The sequence below is a fragment of the Arthrobacter alpinus genome (assembly GCF_900105965.1).
Classification (GTDB): Bacteria; Actinomycetota; Actinomycetes; order Actinomycetales; family Micrococcaceae; genus Specibacter; species Specibacter alpinus.
In genome coordinates, this window is the sequence record NZ_FNTV01000001.1 from 156,886 (window position 1) to 172,518 (window position 15,633).

The following is a 15,633-nucleotide window of genomic DNA, read 5'->3' on the forward strand; positions in this document are numbered from 1 at the left end:
CATGAAGGCACGCATTTTAGTTGTTGACGATGACGAGGCACTGGCCGAGATGATCGGCATCGTGCTCCGCAATGACGGGTTCGATCCCGTTTTTTGTGGTGACGGAGCTAAGGCATTCGAGGTTTTTCAAGCCAACAAGCCGGACCTGGTCCTGCTTGATCTCATGCTGCCCGGAATGGACGGCATTGAGATTTGCCGCCTGATCCGTGCCGAGTCCGATGTTCCCATCGTGATGCTGACGGCCAAGTCGGACACCTCTGACGTTGTTCGTGGGCTCGAATCCGGTGCCGACGACTACGTTGCCAAGCCCTTCAAGCCTGCCGAGCTCGTGGCCCGTGTCCGGGCCCGTTTGCGTCCGGGCGACGTCAAGCCGCCGGAAACCCTGGTCATCGGTGAGATCACCATCGATGTTGCCGGACATTCCATTCGCCGCGCCGGTGAGAAGATCTCCCTGACACCCCTCGAGTTTGACCTCCTGGTGGCGTTGGCCCGCAAGCCATGGCAGGTATTTTCCCGCGAACTGCTGCTGGAGCAGGTGTGGGGCTACCGCCACGCCGCCGACACTCGGCTGGTCAACGTCCACGTCCAGCGCCTTCGCTCCAAGATTGAACGCGATCCCGAGGCTCCCGAAGTAGTTTTGACCGTTCGCGGCGTCGGCTACAAGGCTGGGTCATAGCCCCGGCCAGCGGCCCGGTGGCGGTGAATGTTCCATGAGCCAGGACCCTTCAACCAAGGACGACGGCGTCAGCAACCCTCCCGCTGACACCCCGGGTGACACTGAAACCCCGGCAGGCGCCGGGGGAGTGCAGGATGCTGCCGCGGATCTGGCACCCACCGAACCCCCTCCAGCCCACAACATCGCGGAGCTGGCCCTCGCCAAAGCTGGACAGGCGTTGGCAGCGGCGGGGCGTACGATCCTTCGTCTGGCCGGCACGTTTCGCCGATCCTGGTCCAGACGTTGGCGCACCTCGCTCCAATTCCGCACGGTTGTCACCACTCTCTTGATTGCGTCGGTGGCGGTGGTGGGTGTTGGTGGATATCTGGCCGGCCAAATCTCCAACGGATTGTTCAAGGAACGGCTCATTCAAGCCCAACATGAATCCGCGCGTGGTGCCACCCAGGTTCAGGAGAGTTTCTCCAACGCAAGCGTGAGCGACCAGCCGCGAGTTTCAACGTACGTGCGCGACACGCTGAAACTGCTCGAAGTTGGCGGCACGGATGACAACCGCAAGTACTTGATGCTCATCATTCCGGGCCAAAACAGCAGGCTTGCCGTCAGCTCATCAGATTCTGGCGGTGTCACCTCCGCCATCATTCCCGATGAATTGCGTGAAGCTGTTCAAGGTGATGCGGACGGCCAGTTCTGGCAGTCGATCGCTTTGCCCACGGGCAGTGAAGGTGTCCATCCGGCAGTTGTTGTGGGCAGCCAGGTGGAATTGCTCAACACCAACTACGAGCTCTACATGATCTATGACCTCAACGGGGCCCAGACCACCCTGAACTATATCCAGTCGGTACTGTGGCTGGTCGGTGGCATCCTGCTGATTCTGATCGGTGTCATCATTTGGTACGTCACCCGGACCGTTGTGAACCCTGTGAGCCAGGCGGCGGCCGTGTCGGAGAAACTAGCCGCCGGTGAGCTCGAGGAACGCATGGTTGTCAGCGGCGAGGACGAGATGGCAAGGCTTGCCACCTCGTTCAATAAGATGGCCACCTCCCTGCAGGACCAAATTACGGCGTTGGCATCGCTGTCCGAGATGCAGCAGCGCTTTGTCTCGGACGTCTCCCACGAACTGCGGACCCCGCTAACAACTGTGCGCATGGCGGCAGAGGTCCTCTTTGACGCCCGCGATGACTTTGACCCCATCAACAAGCGCTCCTCCGAGCTGCTCTTCCACCAGGTTGAACGCTTTGAGCTGCTCCTGGCCGACCTTCTGGAAATCTCACGCTTCGACGCCGGAGTGGCTGACCTGGATGCAGAATCACTGGATATCTTCTCCGTGATCCATTCCGTGATCGACGGAGCCCTGCCCGTGGCGGAGGCCAATTCCTCCGAGTTGTCGGTTGTCACACGCCTGCGGAACCACAAATGCGTAGTGGAAATGGACTCCCGGCGTGTGGACCGAATTTTGCGCAACCTGGTCCTGAACGCCCTTGAACACAGCGAAGGAAAACCGGTAAAAATCTTTGTCTCGGCTGACGACACAGCTGTTGCGGTCGCCGTTCGAGACTACGGAGTTGGCATGTCGCCTTCGTCCCTGGAACACGTTTTCTTTCGCTTCTGGCGCGCAGATACAGCACGTGCCCGGACCACGGGCGGCAGTGGGTTGGGGCTCTCGATCGCCATGGAGGACGCCAAGCTGCATGACGGCTGGCTTGAGGCGTGGGGCAGCCCCGGCGAGGGCTCGTGCTTCCGTTTGACCCTGCCAAGGCGTCAGGGAATAGTTTTGGACCATTCCCCGGTTCCACTTCCACCAGATGGTGGACATGCCGGCAGCTCAGCGTCGCTATCCACCGGGCCTGTCATGACGAATACCGGCTCCATAGGTGTTGTGGGGGCCTTGGGCGGACTGAAGGGTTCGGCCATGGTGGAATCCACTGGCGGCCCATCGAAGAAGGCCATCGAAAGCAAGGCCACCGAGAATAGTTCTGAGGGCACTAGTACGGAGAAGGTGGAACGGTGAGCAGTCCTGTGAGGACAAGGCATCCGCGTCGTCTCGCACAGGGCGTGCGGCGGAACTGGGCGGTCCTCGCCGCGGTGATGGCCGCCGTCGTTCTTTTGGCGATTTCAGGCTGTGCCGTCATCCCGACACACGGCTCCGTGGGTAAGAGCGATCCGCTGACTCCACGCAACAATGAGGTCAATGTTGGTTTCCAGCAATTCGCACCCGTGGCCGGGTCCTCGCCGGAGAACATTATTCGTGGATTCATCGATTCGGGCACGGGCCTCAGCGATGACTTTCAGTATGCGCGGCAGTATCTAACACCAGGGCTGGCGCAGTCGTGGGCCCCAGACAAACGCACCCTGGTCTACAAGGACACCTTCTCGGTGGTGCCCGGACGTGAAAAGGATACTTTTGTCCTCAAGTTCAGCGTGGTCTCCAGCGTAGACGCCACGGGCGTTTTGACACCGGCCAAGGACTCAGCCACTGAAAGCGTTGCCGTGAAGATGGTTCAGGTAGATGGTGAGTGGCGCATCTCTGAAACGCCCGACGGCGTCATCCTCACCGAAGCAACCTTCCAGACGCTTTTCAGCCCCTTCTCCCTCTACTTTTACGATCCCACCTTCACCTACGGTGTGCCGGATGTACGTTGGTTGGCTGGCCGGTCATCGCGCACGGCCACGGCCATTGTGAAGGCGATGTTGGCCGGGCCCGCGCCTTACTTGCAAGGCGCTGTCGTGAGCGCTTTCCCGAACGGCATCGCCTTGGAACGAGATTCGGTTCCCGTCAATGAAGGGGGTGTGGCGAAGGTGGGGTTAACGGCCCAAGCCTTGTTGGAGACCAGCGTCAAACAACGCAGGCAAATGCAGGCGCAACTGCTCGTGACACTGCAAAAGAGCCTCAATACGGTGACGGAAGTACAATTCCTGGCTGATGACCGTGAGGTGGACATGGGAGGACCGGCCGATTCCATCCCGCCCATTACGATCGACAACACTGTCCCGTCCACGCAAGTTGCCTTGGCTAAAAATGAGCTGGTCACCTTTGATGGCAGCAAAATCTCGGCCATAGCAGGCATGCCCTCAGTTGCAGATTTACTTCCGTCGGTTCCGGCGATTTCTTATTCTGGCAACGTCTTCGCCTTCCGCTCGGGAGCTGGCAACCAAATCTATTCGGTACGGCCCGAGCAGGTACCGGTTCTAGCCATTTCAGGTGTGGGATTGACCCCGCCGTCCTTTGCCCCTAACGGCTGGTTGTGGTCGGCGGCTGGCGACGGCTCCGGCATGATTATCGCCGTCAACCCGGACGACGGTGGCGCCATGGGCAAACCGGTGGTGATGAGCGTTCCGTGGCTGGTCGGGCAGGAAGTGACCTCCCTGCGAATCTCCCGCGACGGCTCACGGGCACTGGTGGTATCGCACGCCAACGGAGTGACATTGGTCAGTGTCACCGGCATCTTGAAAACCGCGGATACACCTAAGGAGCTCACAGTGCCGCTAAGCCTGAGCCACTCTGGCTCGCCGGTTCTTGGGCTGTGGGTGGGCGAGTCCAGTGTTGCCGTCACTGCCACCTCGGCCACGGAGAACGTGAGCATCGAAATTCTGGATTTGGCGCTCGAACCAGTGGGGTTGGAGGCCCTGCCCGGGATCGAATGGATCAGTGCCAGCACCGGGCTGCGCAACGTCCACGCACAAACCGCAACTCAGTACTATTCGAATACTTCATCATCATGGGAAGTAGTCGCCAAGGATCTGAGACAGGCTTCCTTCGCGGGCTAGTTCCTCCACAGGATTAGCCAAGCATCACGCAGTGCCCAGCTACCCGGGAGGCACTGGTGAGCGTCGCCGGTTAAAGCCAAGATGAACTCATGGACACTCATTTTGGGGACGCGCAGCAAGCGGCATCGCCGCAGCGGCGCCACAGGGCTCAAGCAAAGGCCCGCGGGTTGCGGCTTTGGAACTGGGGTGAGGCTGCCTGGCGCGACTTCATGAATCTCCTCCTGCCGGCAGATTGCGCGGTGTGCGGCAAGGAAGACCACGCCATCTGCCCGGAATGCTCCGCCGTGCTGCGTCGGCAAACACGGTATCCCTTTCGAGCCGAAGGTGCAGCCGATGCCTTGGTAGGAGTATTGGGGCAGACCCACCTGCCTGTCGTGGCTGCAGGAAACTATCGAGACGCCCTCTCGGCGAGCCTGCTGGCCTACAAGAATCACGGCCGCACCGAGCTGAAAGCACAACTGTGCCGTTGCCTGGCCCGGGCCATGAGCGCAGCCATGGAGCTGGCGCCAATCCCGCCCAACGAGCCGGTTTTGCTAGTACCTGTTCCCAGCACGGGCAGTGGCTGGCGTAGGCGCGGTTATGACCCTGTGGCCATGATGTTGCGGGCACTGACTCGTGAGGGCCGGGCGCCGGCTGGAATGACGATCACGCCGATGCTTTCCATCCGCGCCAAGCTGCCGTGGCATAGGCGTCATCAGAAGGGCCTGGGGAGGGAAGCGCGGCGGAAAAACGTTCGTAACACAATGCGAATCAGAGTAAATTACCTCCGTACTTTTCGGCCATCAGCGAACCCCGCCGGGCGTCTTGTTGTGCTGGTTGACGACGTCCTCACCACCGGGTCCACCCTTCGTGAAGCCGCAAAAACACTGGAAGAATCGGGGTTTACAGTGTGTGCCGCAGTGGTTCTGGCGGCCACTCGGGCACCCGATCGCGGACACGAAAAAGTTGTCGCGGAAGGACTCGCCGAAAATTATTTCCCGCAAAAGATGAATAAAGCGATGCAGTGAACTAACGTGAGTAAACGGGTACCTCTAGTAAGAGGAAACCACCCGTCGGCGGTCAGGAATACTGCACCATTTGTTAGCCGGCCGCCGTGTCACCGAAGATATTTGGAGGGCACCATGGAGTTCATGATCACGGGTCGCAACTTGAGCGTTTCGGACCGATTCCGCGAATACGCTGGCGAAAAGCTCACGAAGATCGAACAGCTGGCCAACAAGGTTCAGCGTGTTGATGTGAAGGTTTCCAAGGAGAGCAAGGCTCGCACAGCAGACACTCCGCTCACGGTTGAGCTGACGGTTCTGGGCCGGGGTCCGGTGATCCGCGCTGAGGCTGCCGCCGCGGACAAGTTTGCCGCATTTGATCTGGCCTACGGGAAGCTGCTCGAACGGCTCCGGAGGGCAAAGGACAAGAAGAAGGTCCACCACGGCCGGCATGCACCAGTCGCCGTCAACGCCGCAACGGGTTCACTGCCCACGGTGAGCAGCACTGAGCCGATCTACGCGCAGAGCACTCCTGAGGCCCCGGCTGAGGAAAAGTCGCCATACGACATCGAGAATGACATCCCCGCCGGCGATTCACCAGTGTTGATCCGTCACAAGGTGTTCCCGGCCACCGCGTTGTCCCTGGATGACGCCGTGGACAACATGGAGATGGTGGGGCACGATTTCTACCTCTTTATCGATTCAGCCACCGGCATTCCCTCTGTGGTTTACCGCCGCAAGGGCTGGACATATGGTGTGATCTCCCTCAACGAGAATGCAGATGTTGCCGAGGAAATCTCAGCCTACCGTTCGGCAGATGAGCCCGCCCGCGTCTAAGGCGCGCTCGGCTATAAAACGCTATGAAGCATTGAGATAAACGAGACGCCGTAAAAAGCAGTAAAAACTAGTCAAGGGAACTACGCAATGAATGCACGGCTGAGCCTGCACCAGGCACGCCGCATTGCACTCAATTCCCAAGGGCTGGCGAAAGTCCGGTCCACGGAACCCGTCACAGCACGGGCCGTGGGCCGGACTTTTGCGCAACTGCAATTAGTTCAGATTGACTCGGTCAACATCATTTCCCGAAGTCACTTCCTGCCCTTCTTTGCACGGCTGGGAAACTATGACCGAACGATTCTGTCAACCATGGCCGGAACGGCACCGCGAAAAATGATGGAGTACTGGGCCCACGAGGCCAGCTTCATTCGCCCCGTTCACTTCCACGACCTTAGGGTCTGGCAAAGTCGCACGTGGGTGGGGTCGGACAGACTCGAAGCTACCCTTCGAGAAGATCTTGAGACGCAGATCCTGGAATTGCTTGCCAGCAGCCGGCCCTTGACAGCCCGTGAAGTCAAGGCCCGCATTGGGCATGAGGAACACAACAACAAGGACGAGTGGGGCTGGAACTGGAGCGCAGTCAAACGAACCCTCGAGGGGCTCTTTGAAAAGGGCATTGTTGGCGCAGCCTCACGCAACGATCAATTTGAACGCAAGTATTCCCTGGTGGAGAAGGTCCTTCCACCAGGGGTTCGGATCGATGTCGATGACAACCCGAATAAAGAAGAGGCCATGGAACGGCTTATCGAGGCCTCAGCGCTTGCCCATGGCATCGGAACGGTGCGTTGTTTTGCTGACTATTTCCGTATGCCCGTGCGCGAGAGTGCAGCAGCCGTAGCCAAGCTGGTCAACAGGGGCGTACTCAACCCTGTTGCGGTCACCGGCTGGACAGGGGAAGCGTATGTCCACAACAAGGCAGCAGTCCCGCGGCACGCTCATGGCAGGGCCCTGCTGAGCCCCTTTGATTCGCTCGTTTTTGAACGGCGGCGGCTGGAGCAGCTCTTTGATTTTCACTACCGCCTGGAAATTTATACGCCCGCCGAGAAGCGCAAATACGGATATTACGTGCTTCCTTTTCTGCTGGGCGAGAACATCGTGGCTCGAGTGGATTTGAAAGCGGATCGGCAGGCGGGCAAGCTATTGGTGCGCGGCGCCTACCGTGAGCCCGATGCGCCCTCGCACACCGCCGTCGAACTCGCCGGGGAACTGGCGCTTATGGCGCAATGGCTGGGGCTGGGGGACGTGGTCGTACAGGCCAACGGCGACCTGGCGCCTGAGCTGGCCTCGGCATTGGGGTAGTGAAATCAAGCCCGGGCAACACGTACTCAGAACAAACACAGGGAACTGGCGGGAAGCGCCGTGTCTTCTCCCGTAGACTGAACACGCCACTTTTAGGCAGCAATAGATTGGGAGCAATTTCGTGCCATCACTTCTTGAGCGGGTCCTTCGCACAGGCGATCGCAAGACGCTTAAACGACTCAATGTCCTTGCCGATGCTATCGACTCATTGGAGGACTCTTTTCAGACCTTCACGGACGCCGAACTGCGTGAAGAAACGGACAAGCTCAAAGCCCGCCACGCCGATGGTGAGACCTTGGACGATCTCCTCCCGGAGGCGTTTGCCGCAGTTCGCGAAGCATCCTCGCGTACCCTGGGCCTGCGTCACTTCCGTGTCCAGCTCATGGGCGGCGCCGCCTTGCACTTGGGCAACATTGCTGAAATGAAGACGGGTGAAGGTAAGACCCTGGTGGCCACGGCTCCGGCTTACCTGAACTCGCTGACCGGCAAGGGTGTTCACATCGTTACTGTGAACGACTACTTGGCGCAGTACCAGTCCGATCTTATGGGCCGCGTATTCCGCTTCCTGGGCCAGAGCAGCGGCTGCATCATTTCCAATCAGGACCCGTCCGTGCGTCGTGCCCAGTACGCCTCCGACATCACCTACGGCACGAACAACGAATTTGGCTTCGACTACTTGCGCGACAACATGGCGTGGAGCAAGGACGAGCTGGTTCAGCGCGGACACAACTTTGCCATCGTCGATGAAGTTGACTCGATCCTCATCGATGAAGCCCGTACCCCATTGATTATTTCCGGCCCGGCTTCCGGGGATGCCAACCGCTGGTACGGCGAGTTCGCCAAGGTGGTTCTGCGCCTCAACAACGACGAAGACTACGAGGTCGATGAGAAGAAGCGCACCGTAGGTGTCCTGGAAGAGGGTATTGAAAAGGTTGAGGACTACCTCGGGATCTCCAACCTGTACGAGTCCGCCAATACTCCGCTGATCGGTTTCTTGAACAACGCCATCAAGGCCAAGGAACTGTTCAAGCGCGACAAGGACTACGTCATCATGGACGGCGAAGTTCTCATTGTTGACGAGCACACCGGACGTATTCTTGCCGGCCGCCGCTACAACGAAGGCATGCACCAGGCCATCGAAGCCAAGGAAGGTGTTGAGATCAAGGCCGAGAACCAGACCTTGGCCACGGTGACCTTGCAGAACTACTTCCGCCTGTACGAGAAGCTCTCGGGCATGACCGGTACCGCGGAGACCGAAGCCAGCGAATTCATGGGAACTTATTCCCTCGGTGTTGTTCCCATCCCCACGAACAAGCCCATGCTCCGTGTTGACCAGTCTGACCTGGTCTACAAGAACGAGGTGGTCAAGTTCGACGCCGTCGTTGCCGACATTGCCGAACGCCACGAGACCGGTCAGCCGGTTCTGGTGGGTACAACGAGCGTTGAGAAGAGCGAGTACCTCTCCAAGAAGTTGGCCGAGGCAGGCGTCAAGCACGAAGTTTTGAACGCTAAGAACCACGCCCGTGAAGCCGCCATCGTGGCCCAAGCCGGTCGCCGCGGCGCCGTCACGGTTGCTACCAACATGGCCGGCCGTGGAACTGACATCATGCTCGGCGGCAATGCCGAGTTCAATGCCGTGGCAGCCTTGACCGCGCGTGGACTTGATCCGGTAGACACCCCTGAAGAGTACGAGGCCGCATGGCATGAAGCTTTTGAGGAAGCCAAGCTGGCTGTCAAGGATGAGCACGAGGCCGTTCTGGAGGCCGGTGGCCTGTACGTGTTGGGTACCGAACGCCATGAATCCCGCCGCATTGACAACCAGCTCCGTGGCCGCTCCGGCCGTCAGGGTGACCCGGGCGAATCCCGCTTCTACCTGTCGCTGACGGATGATCTGATGCGTTTGTTCAACTCCGGTGCCGCAGAGCGCCTCATGTCACGCTCAGCGATGCCCGACGATGTTGCCTTGGAATCCAAACTGGTCTCCAAGGCTATTGCCTCGGCACAGGGACAGGTTGAGGGCCGCAACGCTGAACAGCGCAAGAATGTTTTGAAGTACGACGACGTCCTGAACCGTCAGCGCGAAGCCATCTATGGCGACCGCCGGCACATCCTTGAAGGCGACGATCTTCATGAGAAGGTCCAGCACTTCCTCGAGGACACCGTCAATGAGATTATTGACGCCGCTGTCAGCAACGGAAATACGGGGGAGTGGGACTTCTCAACGCTCTGGAACAACCTGCGCACCATCTACCCGGTCACCGTGACGGTTGACGAAATCGCCGAGGAAGTTGGCGGAGAGGGCCGCATCACCGCCGAAACGCTCAAGACTGAGCTGCTCTCCGATGCCAAGGTTGCTTACCAGGAACGCGAAGCCGCGCTCGGGTCTTCAACGATGCGTGAACTTGAACGCCGCGTTGTCCTCTCCGTGGTGGGTCGCAAATGGCAGGAGCACCTCTACGAGATGGACTACCTCAAGGAAGGCATCGGCCTGCGCGCCATGGCCCAGCGAGATCCCCTCGTTGAATACCAGCGTGAAGGCTACGAGATGTTCCAGGCCATGATGGCCGGCATCCGCGAGGAAAGCGTGGGCTTCCTGTTCAACCTTGAAGTTCAGGTGGAGAACGCGCCGGAGACTGCTGTTGGTGTCGTCGCCGACGCGCCGTCGGCTCTCATGGACCGGGTGTCCAAAGATGCTGGGACCGCCGACGAACATGCCGATCATGACCATGCTCCGCGCATCACTGCGCCCGGGCTGGAAGCTCCTGCCAAGCCGGCGCAGCTGCAGTTCACTGCTCCTGACGCGCAGGGGCAAGCCGAAACTCACGTAGAACGACGCAGCAACAGCGACGGCCTACCGCCGTCGGCCAAGCGTCCTGCCAACAAGAAGAAGAAAAAACGCTAAGCTCACGCTTACTTAGCTGCGGGCAGCATAAAAACGCCGTTGTTTGTTCAGATATGCCAAGGCATGTCGGAACAAACAACGGCATTTTTACGCCCGGATTGATTCAAGCTTTTCGCCTACCCAATCTGCAGGGCCGTGACTTTCCACAGGCCCTTGTTCAGTTCGAATCGCATGGCGATGGCCCTGAAACGTGTCTTGTCAGCAATGACGACTGAGGTTTCAAAGATTCCCGGAGCCACGGCGCTGCAATGGACCGAATGAACCACGGGTTGGTGATGCAGCGTCCTCAGATTCCCGTTGGTTTCAGGGCTGTGACGCCTCTTCTCGGCCTTGCAGGCATCGGCATGTAAGCGCGCCCGTGTGGTCAATGCACTCATGCATACGCTGTCCAGCCAACGCGAGAGCTGCTGAACTGACCTGACCCCACTGAGAACTTCCAGCGCAGCCTGAGCGATCTTTGAGGACATGGCGGCCACCACTTCTCGCTCAGCGGCCTCCGGGTGGAGGTACGGGACACCTCCGGGGGTTTGTGCGCCCTGCCGCGTTGAGCGCTCCTCCCTGCTGGGCATCTTAACTACGGTAGCCCCGGTTTGCTCCGTGTCTTCGGTACCCTCAATGCGGCGTGGAACGGAGCGGACCACCAAAAGAGGTGGACGAAACTGTTCAGACATGGCTGCTGTGCTCATGGTGTGCTCCTTCGCACTGGGTCACCTGGTGGAGGGGCACTTGAGTGCCCGGATTCTGGAATTGATGGATAGAAACTCTTCAACTACGGCCCGGTGGGGGCATGCAGCACCTGGCCCGGGAGTATGAAATTCGGATCGGGCCCTATGGTCTCGCGGTTTGCCTGATACCAGCGCGGCCAGGCGAGGGCCACATCAACGTCGCTGGAGAATGGGCCAAGTGAGGCAGCAACTATGTTCCATAGGTTGTCTCCGCTTTTGACCACCACGTCGGTTTCGGCATCGCCTGCTTGGGAGTCTTTACGCGGAGTATTTGCGGGTGCACTCTCCTGCGCTACGGCCTGCTCCGCCGGAGTTGTTCGCACGGGTGGACGCACCAACACACCTGGATCCGTAGCGACACTCCGTGGTATCCACGCAGGCTCAACGGCTTCCGGCGCTTCCGGCGGAAGAACATTCTGGCCGCCAATGCCTTGGCCGCTGCCCTGACTGGTATCACCTTGTTCTGGTGGCGCGGAAGCATTCGGCACGGCTGGCGCCGTTGACACGGTGCCCGGGTGCCAGCTTGGATCCGTCCCGGCCGACGGCGCGGCCTGTGCCAGCTGTGCAGCTATCAGGTTTATCCCCAACACTGCGATAACAATCCTGCGCATGAACGCCGGAGAACATGATCCCGTGAACGCGGCAACCCTTGCCGCACCTAGCTGTTGAGCTACAGCGGAAATCAAGGCACAAGAAATGGCCAGAATCCACCAGCACAGCAGGGCAATTCCCGCGCCGGCACTTCCCACGCCCATCAATTCCGGCAGATCCATTGGTTGCGCAGCTTCGATGCTGGACCAGCGGAGCCTCAGGAGTGAAACTCCGCTGAAGACGAGCGATCCGCCGAGCAGCAAGATTGCCCCTGTCATCGCAAGGTCCGCGAAATTTTGCCGTTTCACCGAGATCTCCTTTGAACTCGTTTGGCACTCTTTGGCATCTTTAAAATGCATAGAACTTATTTTGAACCCATCAATGCTCTTGTGTCCATAGCTCGGGGAAGATTGTGGACAACGGAGCACGGCGCAGTGCTGGATGTGTTGACGCGATGCCCTCAGGGGTTTAACGTGGCGCCATGCGATGGGAGCTGCTTTTTGGGGATCTTGAAACCCAACTGCATGCCGCAACGCAGCAGGATTTGGAACAGCGCATCAATGAACTTGCCCGGGTTGAATTGGCTCAGGCCACGTTTGCGGAGGTCTTGCGAGGTTCCTTGGATCGGCAACTTTCGGTCATCATGTGCAACGGAAGCGCCTTCCATGGCGAGGTGCAACGGGTGGAGCACCACTGGATGTTATTGGGCGAGGGCAGCCGTTCGGCACTCATACCGTTGGCCAAAATTCTGCGTGTGCAAGGTACCGGCACGCAGCGGGTTGGCGTGTCGTCGAAGATCCCGTACACCTTGCAGGCCGCACTTCGGGTGCTGGCGCGCAACAGGTCCGCCGTTGTTTTGGGCCTGGAAGGGAACCAGCCGGCAACACTGCGCGGAGTGCTGGATCAAGTAGGTGCAGATTATCTGCAGATGATGCAAATGGCCGATGGCGTGGGCCGGGATCGCGGCAACACGCAGGGAATCGTTGTGGTTCCATTGGCGGGGGTGGTCTCGATAGCATCAGCCTCAGACAATGAATTCTGACGCTGGGGCCGAGACTGCGTACCTGGGAATCGGGGTTGTCGGAACCGGCGCAGCCTCCAGGATCCTCGCAGGGGCTAGTTGCGTGGCTCGGCGTTCTCTGCTGAAAGCAGCATGGCGCGGGCGGCCGCATGGCGGTCATCGATGAACTGCTCAAATTTCGTGGCGTCCACGCGCCACTGTCCACGGCCACCAATTTGGAATGCAGGCAATTCGCCGCTGTGCACCAGTGCGTAGCATGCGGCAGCGGAGATCTGCAGCTGTTCGGCAACATCGGCCAGAGTAAGGAATCGAGGCATGCAACCATTATCGCCTCTTTTGATCGTGGTTGGCGAGGTTCGCAGTTGTTATCCACAGAATTCAGGTCATTTTTGTGGAGGGGGTTTCGTGGAGCCCGGATCGACGGTAGAAATGGTACACGGAAGCAATTCTCGTCACGTTCACTCGATGCCGGTCGGCTCCATGTGGTGGCGAGTTCCCTGAGGGGGAGGAACTATGGCTGTGGATGAATATGCACCGGCGCCTCGAATGCGCAAGCCATCATGGAAGGACCCGCGGCTGCTCATCGGCATCCTTATGGTTCTGGCCTCGGCAGCGGGTGTAGTGGCTCTTGTGGGAAGCGCAGGGAAGACTGTGCCAATGTATGCGGCGAAGAATGCCCTGGTGGTTGGACAGAAAATTACACCGGAATCCTTCACGGTTGTTCAGGTGCAACTTGGCGAGGTAGGCGGCAAGTACATGGATCCGGCGGAAGTGCTGGGGGATAACTCAGTGGCCGTCCGAATGGTGCCCAAAGGCGAGTTGGTGTCTCGCTCGAGCATTGGGCAAACGGACGCCCTGGATCGCAAACCTGTTTCCGTCAAGGTGGACGAGCCGCTACCGAAGGAAGTTCTCGTTGGTACCTACGTTGATGTGTGGGTTGCCTTGCCCGATGAACGCAATGGTTTTCAGGCTCCCGTGCTAATGCTCCCCGGTGCCGAAGTTGCAGCTCTCAATGTTGCCAATTCCTCCCTGGGATCGGGCAAGAACACACAACTCATGGTCCTGGTTTCTGACACGCAGATGCCAAAATTCCTTGGCGCTGTCGCCAATCAGGCCAAAGTCTCCGTTGTATGGAATCCAGGGGCGATCCCGTGACCACGTTGACGGTTGTTTCGGTGGGCGATACGCCGCTGAACGTCATTGACCAACTTGCCCGTACCCACGGCAACATACAAGTTGTGCGGCGCTGCCCGGAATTATCGGAACTTCTTGCAGCCTGTCAGAGCGGCTTGGCCCAGGTTGCTGTCGTTTCTGCGTTCGGCGCGGAGCTGACTGCCACGCTCATAGATCGCCTCACTGCTGTGGGCGTCATTGTGGTGGCCATTGCGGGATCACCCGAGGAAGCCCAACGCCTCCGGAGCGCCGGGGCCACGACCGTCCCCGAGCACGTCACCGCGGAGGGCCTCGGTGAGGTGATCCGCGCGGCGGTAGCCGGACGGCGACACACGGGATCCGGAGGGTATTCTGTTCCCGCCACATACAACCGCGCCGCCCACGACTCGGCCGCCGCGTACGAGGGCGAACCGGCCGCAAGAGACGATGCCAGCGCGGTCACCGGCGCGGAGGCAAACTCTCTTGACCCACCCCACCTGTCGGCCGCACCCACGCCCAGTTTGTCCGAGGAACGCTGGGAACCAAACGAATCCGGAGAATCGGAGCCGTTCAAGTCAGGTGGCGACGGACAGAAGATCACGCGCCAGCGACTCAAAGGAACTTCGCCATCCGGCCCGCTGCCCGGTTTGGGGATCCGGACCAAAATCGCAGCTCGACTACGTCTTCCAGGCAGTCATGTTCGGCAACGGATTCCAGCCAAGGCAGCTACAGGCCGGACCGTCGAGCCGCCCATCGGCGGTGCCGGCAGAGGCGCCGTTGTGGCGATCTGGGGCCCCATCGGATCGCCCGGACGAACCACTGTAGCCATCAACCTTGCGGCCGAACAAGCAGCTGCAGGCCGCAAGGTCATGCTGATCGACGCGGATACCTACGGTGCCAGCGTTGCCGCCGCCTTGGGATTACTGGATGAGGCGGCCTCCTTTGCGCAGGCGTGCAGGGCGGCTGATCAGGGAGGGCTCGGTCCTGTGCACTTGGCCAAGACGGCAACGCAGGTGGTCTTTGATGGGGGTACGTTTTCGCTGTTGACCGGTTTGACGAGGGCTGACCGTTGGCCCGAACTACGGGCAGCCGCCGTTGAACGTGTTATCGATGCAGCGCGTGAACTTGTGGATCTGGTGATTGTGGATTGTGGGTTTGCGCTGGAAAACGATGAAGAGCTCAGCTACGACACCGTGGCACCACGGCGGAACGCGGCCACGTTGGCGGCACTTGGGCGCGCGGACTTGGTGTACGCAGTAGGAAATAGTGACCCTCTTGGTATTCCGCGCCTCATCCGGGGACTGGACGAGTTGGGTCGCGCCTGCCCCGGGAGGAGCGTTCTCGTGGTGGTGAACAAGGTGCGGCGGAAGGCGGTGGGTGGAGCCCCAGAGCGGGCTCTGATACAGGCATGGGAACGGTTTGGGCCGGCGGAAACCATCAGCCATTTCCTGCCTTGGGATCCGGAATTGACAGACAAAGCCATGCTCGAAGGGCGGCTTCTGCGTGAGCTTTCTCCGGACGCCCCACTTAGCTTGGCGATCCGCGCCATGAGTTGTGCAGGTGACCAGCAAAATCCAACAATCCCTGTAACAAAAGCCACAACAAGGGTTGATGTTCGGGGTTAGGCTCAGGTGTACTGCTCGCAATGAAGCGAACTTTTTCTCTTGACGGAGGCGTTATTT

General features: G+C 59.5%; 13 protein-coding genes. 10 read left to right on the forward strand and 3 right to left on the reverse strand.

Annotated features, from left to right (window positions below):
* Nucleotide 1: 1 nt before the first annotated feature.
* The 7 genes from mtrA (at nt 2) to secA (ending at nt 10,462) form a co-directional block, all read left to right on the forward strand.
* Entirely contained in the window at nt 2-676 is a 675-nt protein-coding gene (mtrA, locus tag BLV41_RS00715; protein ID WP_044575184.1) for an MtrAB system response regulator MtrA, read from the forward strand.
* 34 nt (nt 677-710) lie between these two features.
* Nucleotides 711-2,684 (forward strand): MtrAB system histidine kinase MtrB, encoded by a 1,974-nt coding sequence (gene mtrB / locus BLV41_RS00720; RefSeq protein WP_074709641.1) that lies wholly within the window; start codon nt 711-713, stop codon nt 2,682-2,684.
* Nucleotides 2,681-4,441, forward strand: a complete 1,761-nt coding sequence (locus BLV41_RS00725; RefSeq protein ID WP_139244164.1) for an LpqB family beta-propeller domain-containing protein — start codon at nt 2,681-2,683, stop codon at nt 4,439-4,441. Before mtrB ends, BLV41_RS00725 begins: the two co-directional genes overlap by 4 nt.
* Nucleotides 4,442-4,530: 89 nt before the next feature.
* A complete protein-coding gene (locus tag BLV41_RS00730) occupies nt 4,531-5,448 on the forward strand; it encodes a ComF family protein (RefSeq protein ID WP_074709644.1) in 918 nt (305 codons plus the stop codon).
* 114 nt (nt 5,449-5,562) lie between these two features.
* Complete coding sequence (gene hpf / locus BLV41_RS00735) at nt 5,563-6,261, forward strand: ribosome hibernation-promoting factor, HPF/YfiA family (protein ID WP_074709646.1); 699 nt, start codon at nt 5,563-5,565, stop codon at nt 6,259-6,261.
* 87 nt (nt 6,262-6,348) lie between these two features.
* Nucleotides 6,349-7,560, forward strand: a complete 1,212-nt coding sequence (locus BLV41_RS00740) for a winged helix-turn-helix domain-containing protein (RefSeq protein ID WP_074709649.1) — start codon at nt 6,349-6,351, stop codon at nt 7,558-7,560.
* A 121-nt stretch (nt 7,561-7,681) separates the two neighbouring features.
* Nucleotides 7,682-10,462 carry a preprotein translocase subunit SecA gene (gene secA / locus BLV41_RS00745; RefSeq protein WP_074709651.1) on the forward strand — a complete coding sequence of 927 codons (2,781 nt, stop codon included), beginning with the start codon at nt 7,682-7,684 and terminating at the stop codon, nt 10,460-10,462.
* A 116-nt stretch (nt 10,463-10,578) separates the two neighbouring features.
* On the opposite strand, the gene BLV41_RS21350 is transcribed toward secA, so the two are convergent.
* Nucleotides 10,579-11,148 carry an Rv3235 family protein gene (locus BLV41_RS21350; RefSeq protein WP_083360519.1) on the reverse strand — a complete coding sequence of 190 codons (570 nt, stop codon included), beginning with the start codon at nt 11,146-11,148 and terminating at the stop codon, nt 10,579-10,581.
* 83 nt (nt 11,149-11,231) lie between these two features.
* Nucleotides 11,232-12,086 (reverse strand): LysM peptidoglycan-binding domain-containing protein, encoded by an 855-nt coding sequence (locus BLV41_RS00755; protein ID WP_074709654.1) that lies wholly within the window; start codon nt 12,084-12,086, stop codon nt 11,232-11,234.
* A 173-nt stretch (nt 12,087-12,259) separates the two neighbouring features.
* Between BLV41_RS00755 and BLV41_RS00760 the strand changes: the two genes are divergently transcribed.
* Nucleotides 12,260-12,820, forward strand: a complete 561-nt coding sequence (locus BLV41_RS00760; RefSeq protein WP_074709656.1) for a hypothetical protein — start codon at nt 12,260-12,262, stop codon at nt 12,818-12,820.
* 74 nt (nt 12,821-12,894) lie between these two features.
* Here BLV41_RS00760 and BLV41_RS00765 read toward each other — a convergent pair whose 3' ends face one another.
* Nucleotides 12,895-13,116, reverse strand: coding sequence for a helix-turn-helix domain-containing protein (locus BLV41_RS00765; protein WP_074709659.1), 222 nt, complete (start codon nt 13,114-13,116; stop codon nt 12,895-12,897).
* A 196-nt stretch (nt 13,117-13,312) separates the two neighbouring features.
* On the opposite strand from BLV41_RS00765, the gene BLV41_RS00770 reads away from it, so the two are divergent.
* Both BLV41_RS00770 and BLV41_RS00775 read left to right on the forward strand, forming a co-directional pair.
* A complete protein-coding gene (locus BLV41_RS00770) occupies nt 13,313-13,954 on the forward strand; it encodes an SAF domain-containing protein (protein WP_074709662.1) in 642 nt (213 codons plus the stop codon).
* The gene (locus BLV41_RS00775; RefSeq protein WP_083360520.1) at nt 13,930-15,576 is read left to right on the forward strand and encodes a nucleotide-binding protein; all 1,647 of its coding nucleotides are present in this window, start codon (nt 13,930-13,932) and stop codon (nt 15,574-15,576) included. Before BLV41_RS00770 ends, BLV41_RS00775 begins: the two co-directional genes overlap by 25 nt.
* Nucleotides 15,577-15,633 lie beyond the last annotated feature (57 nt).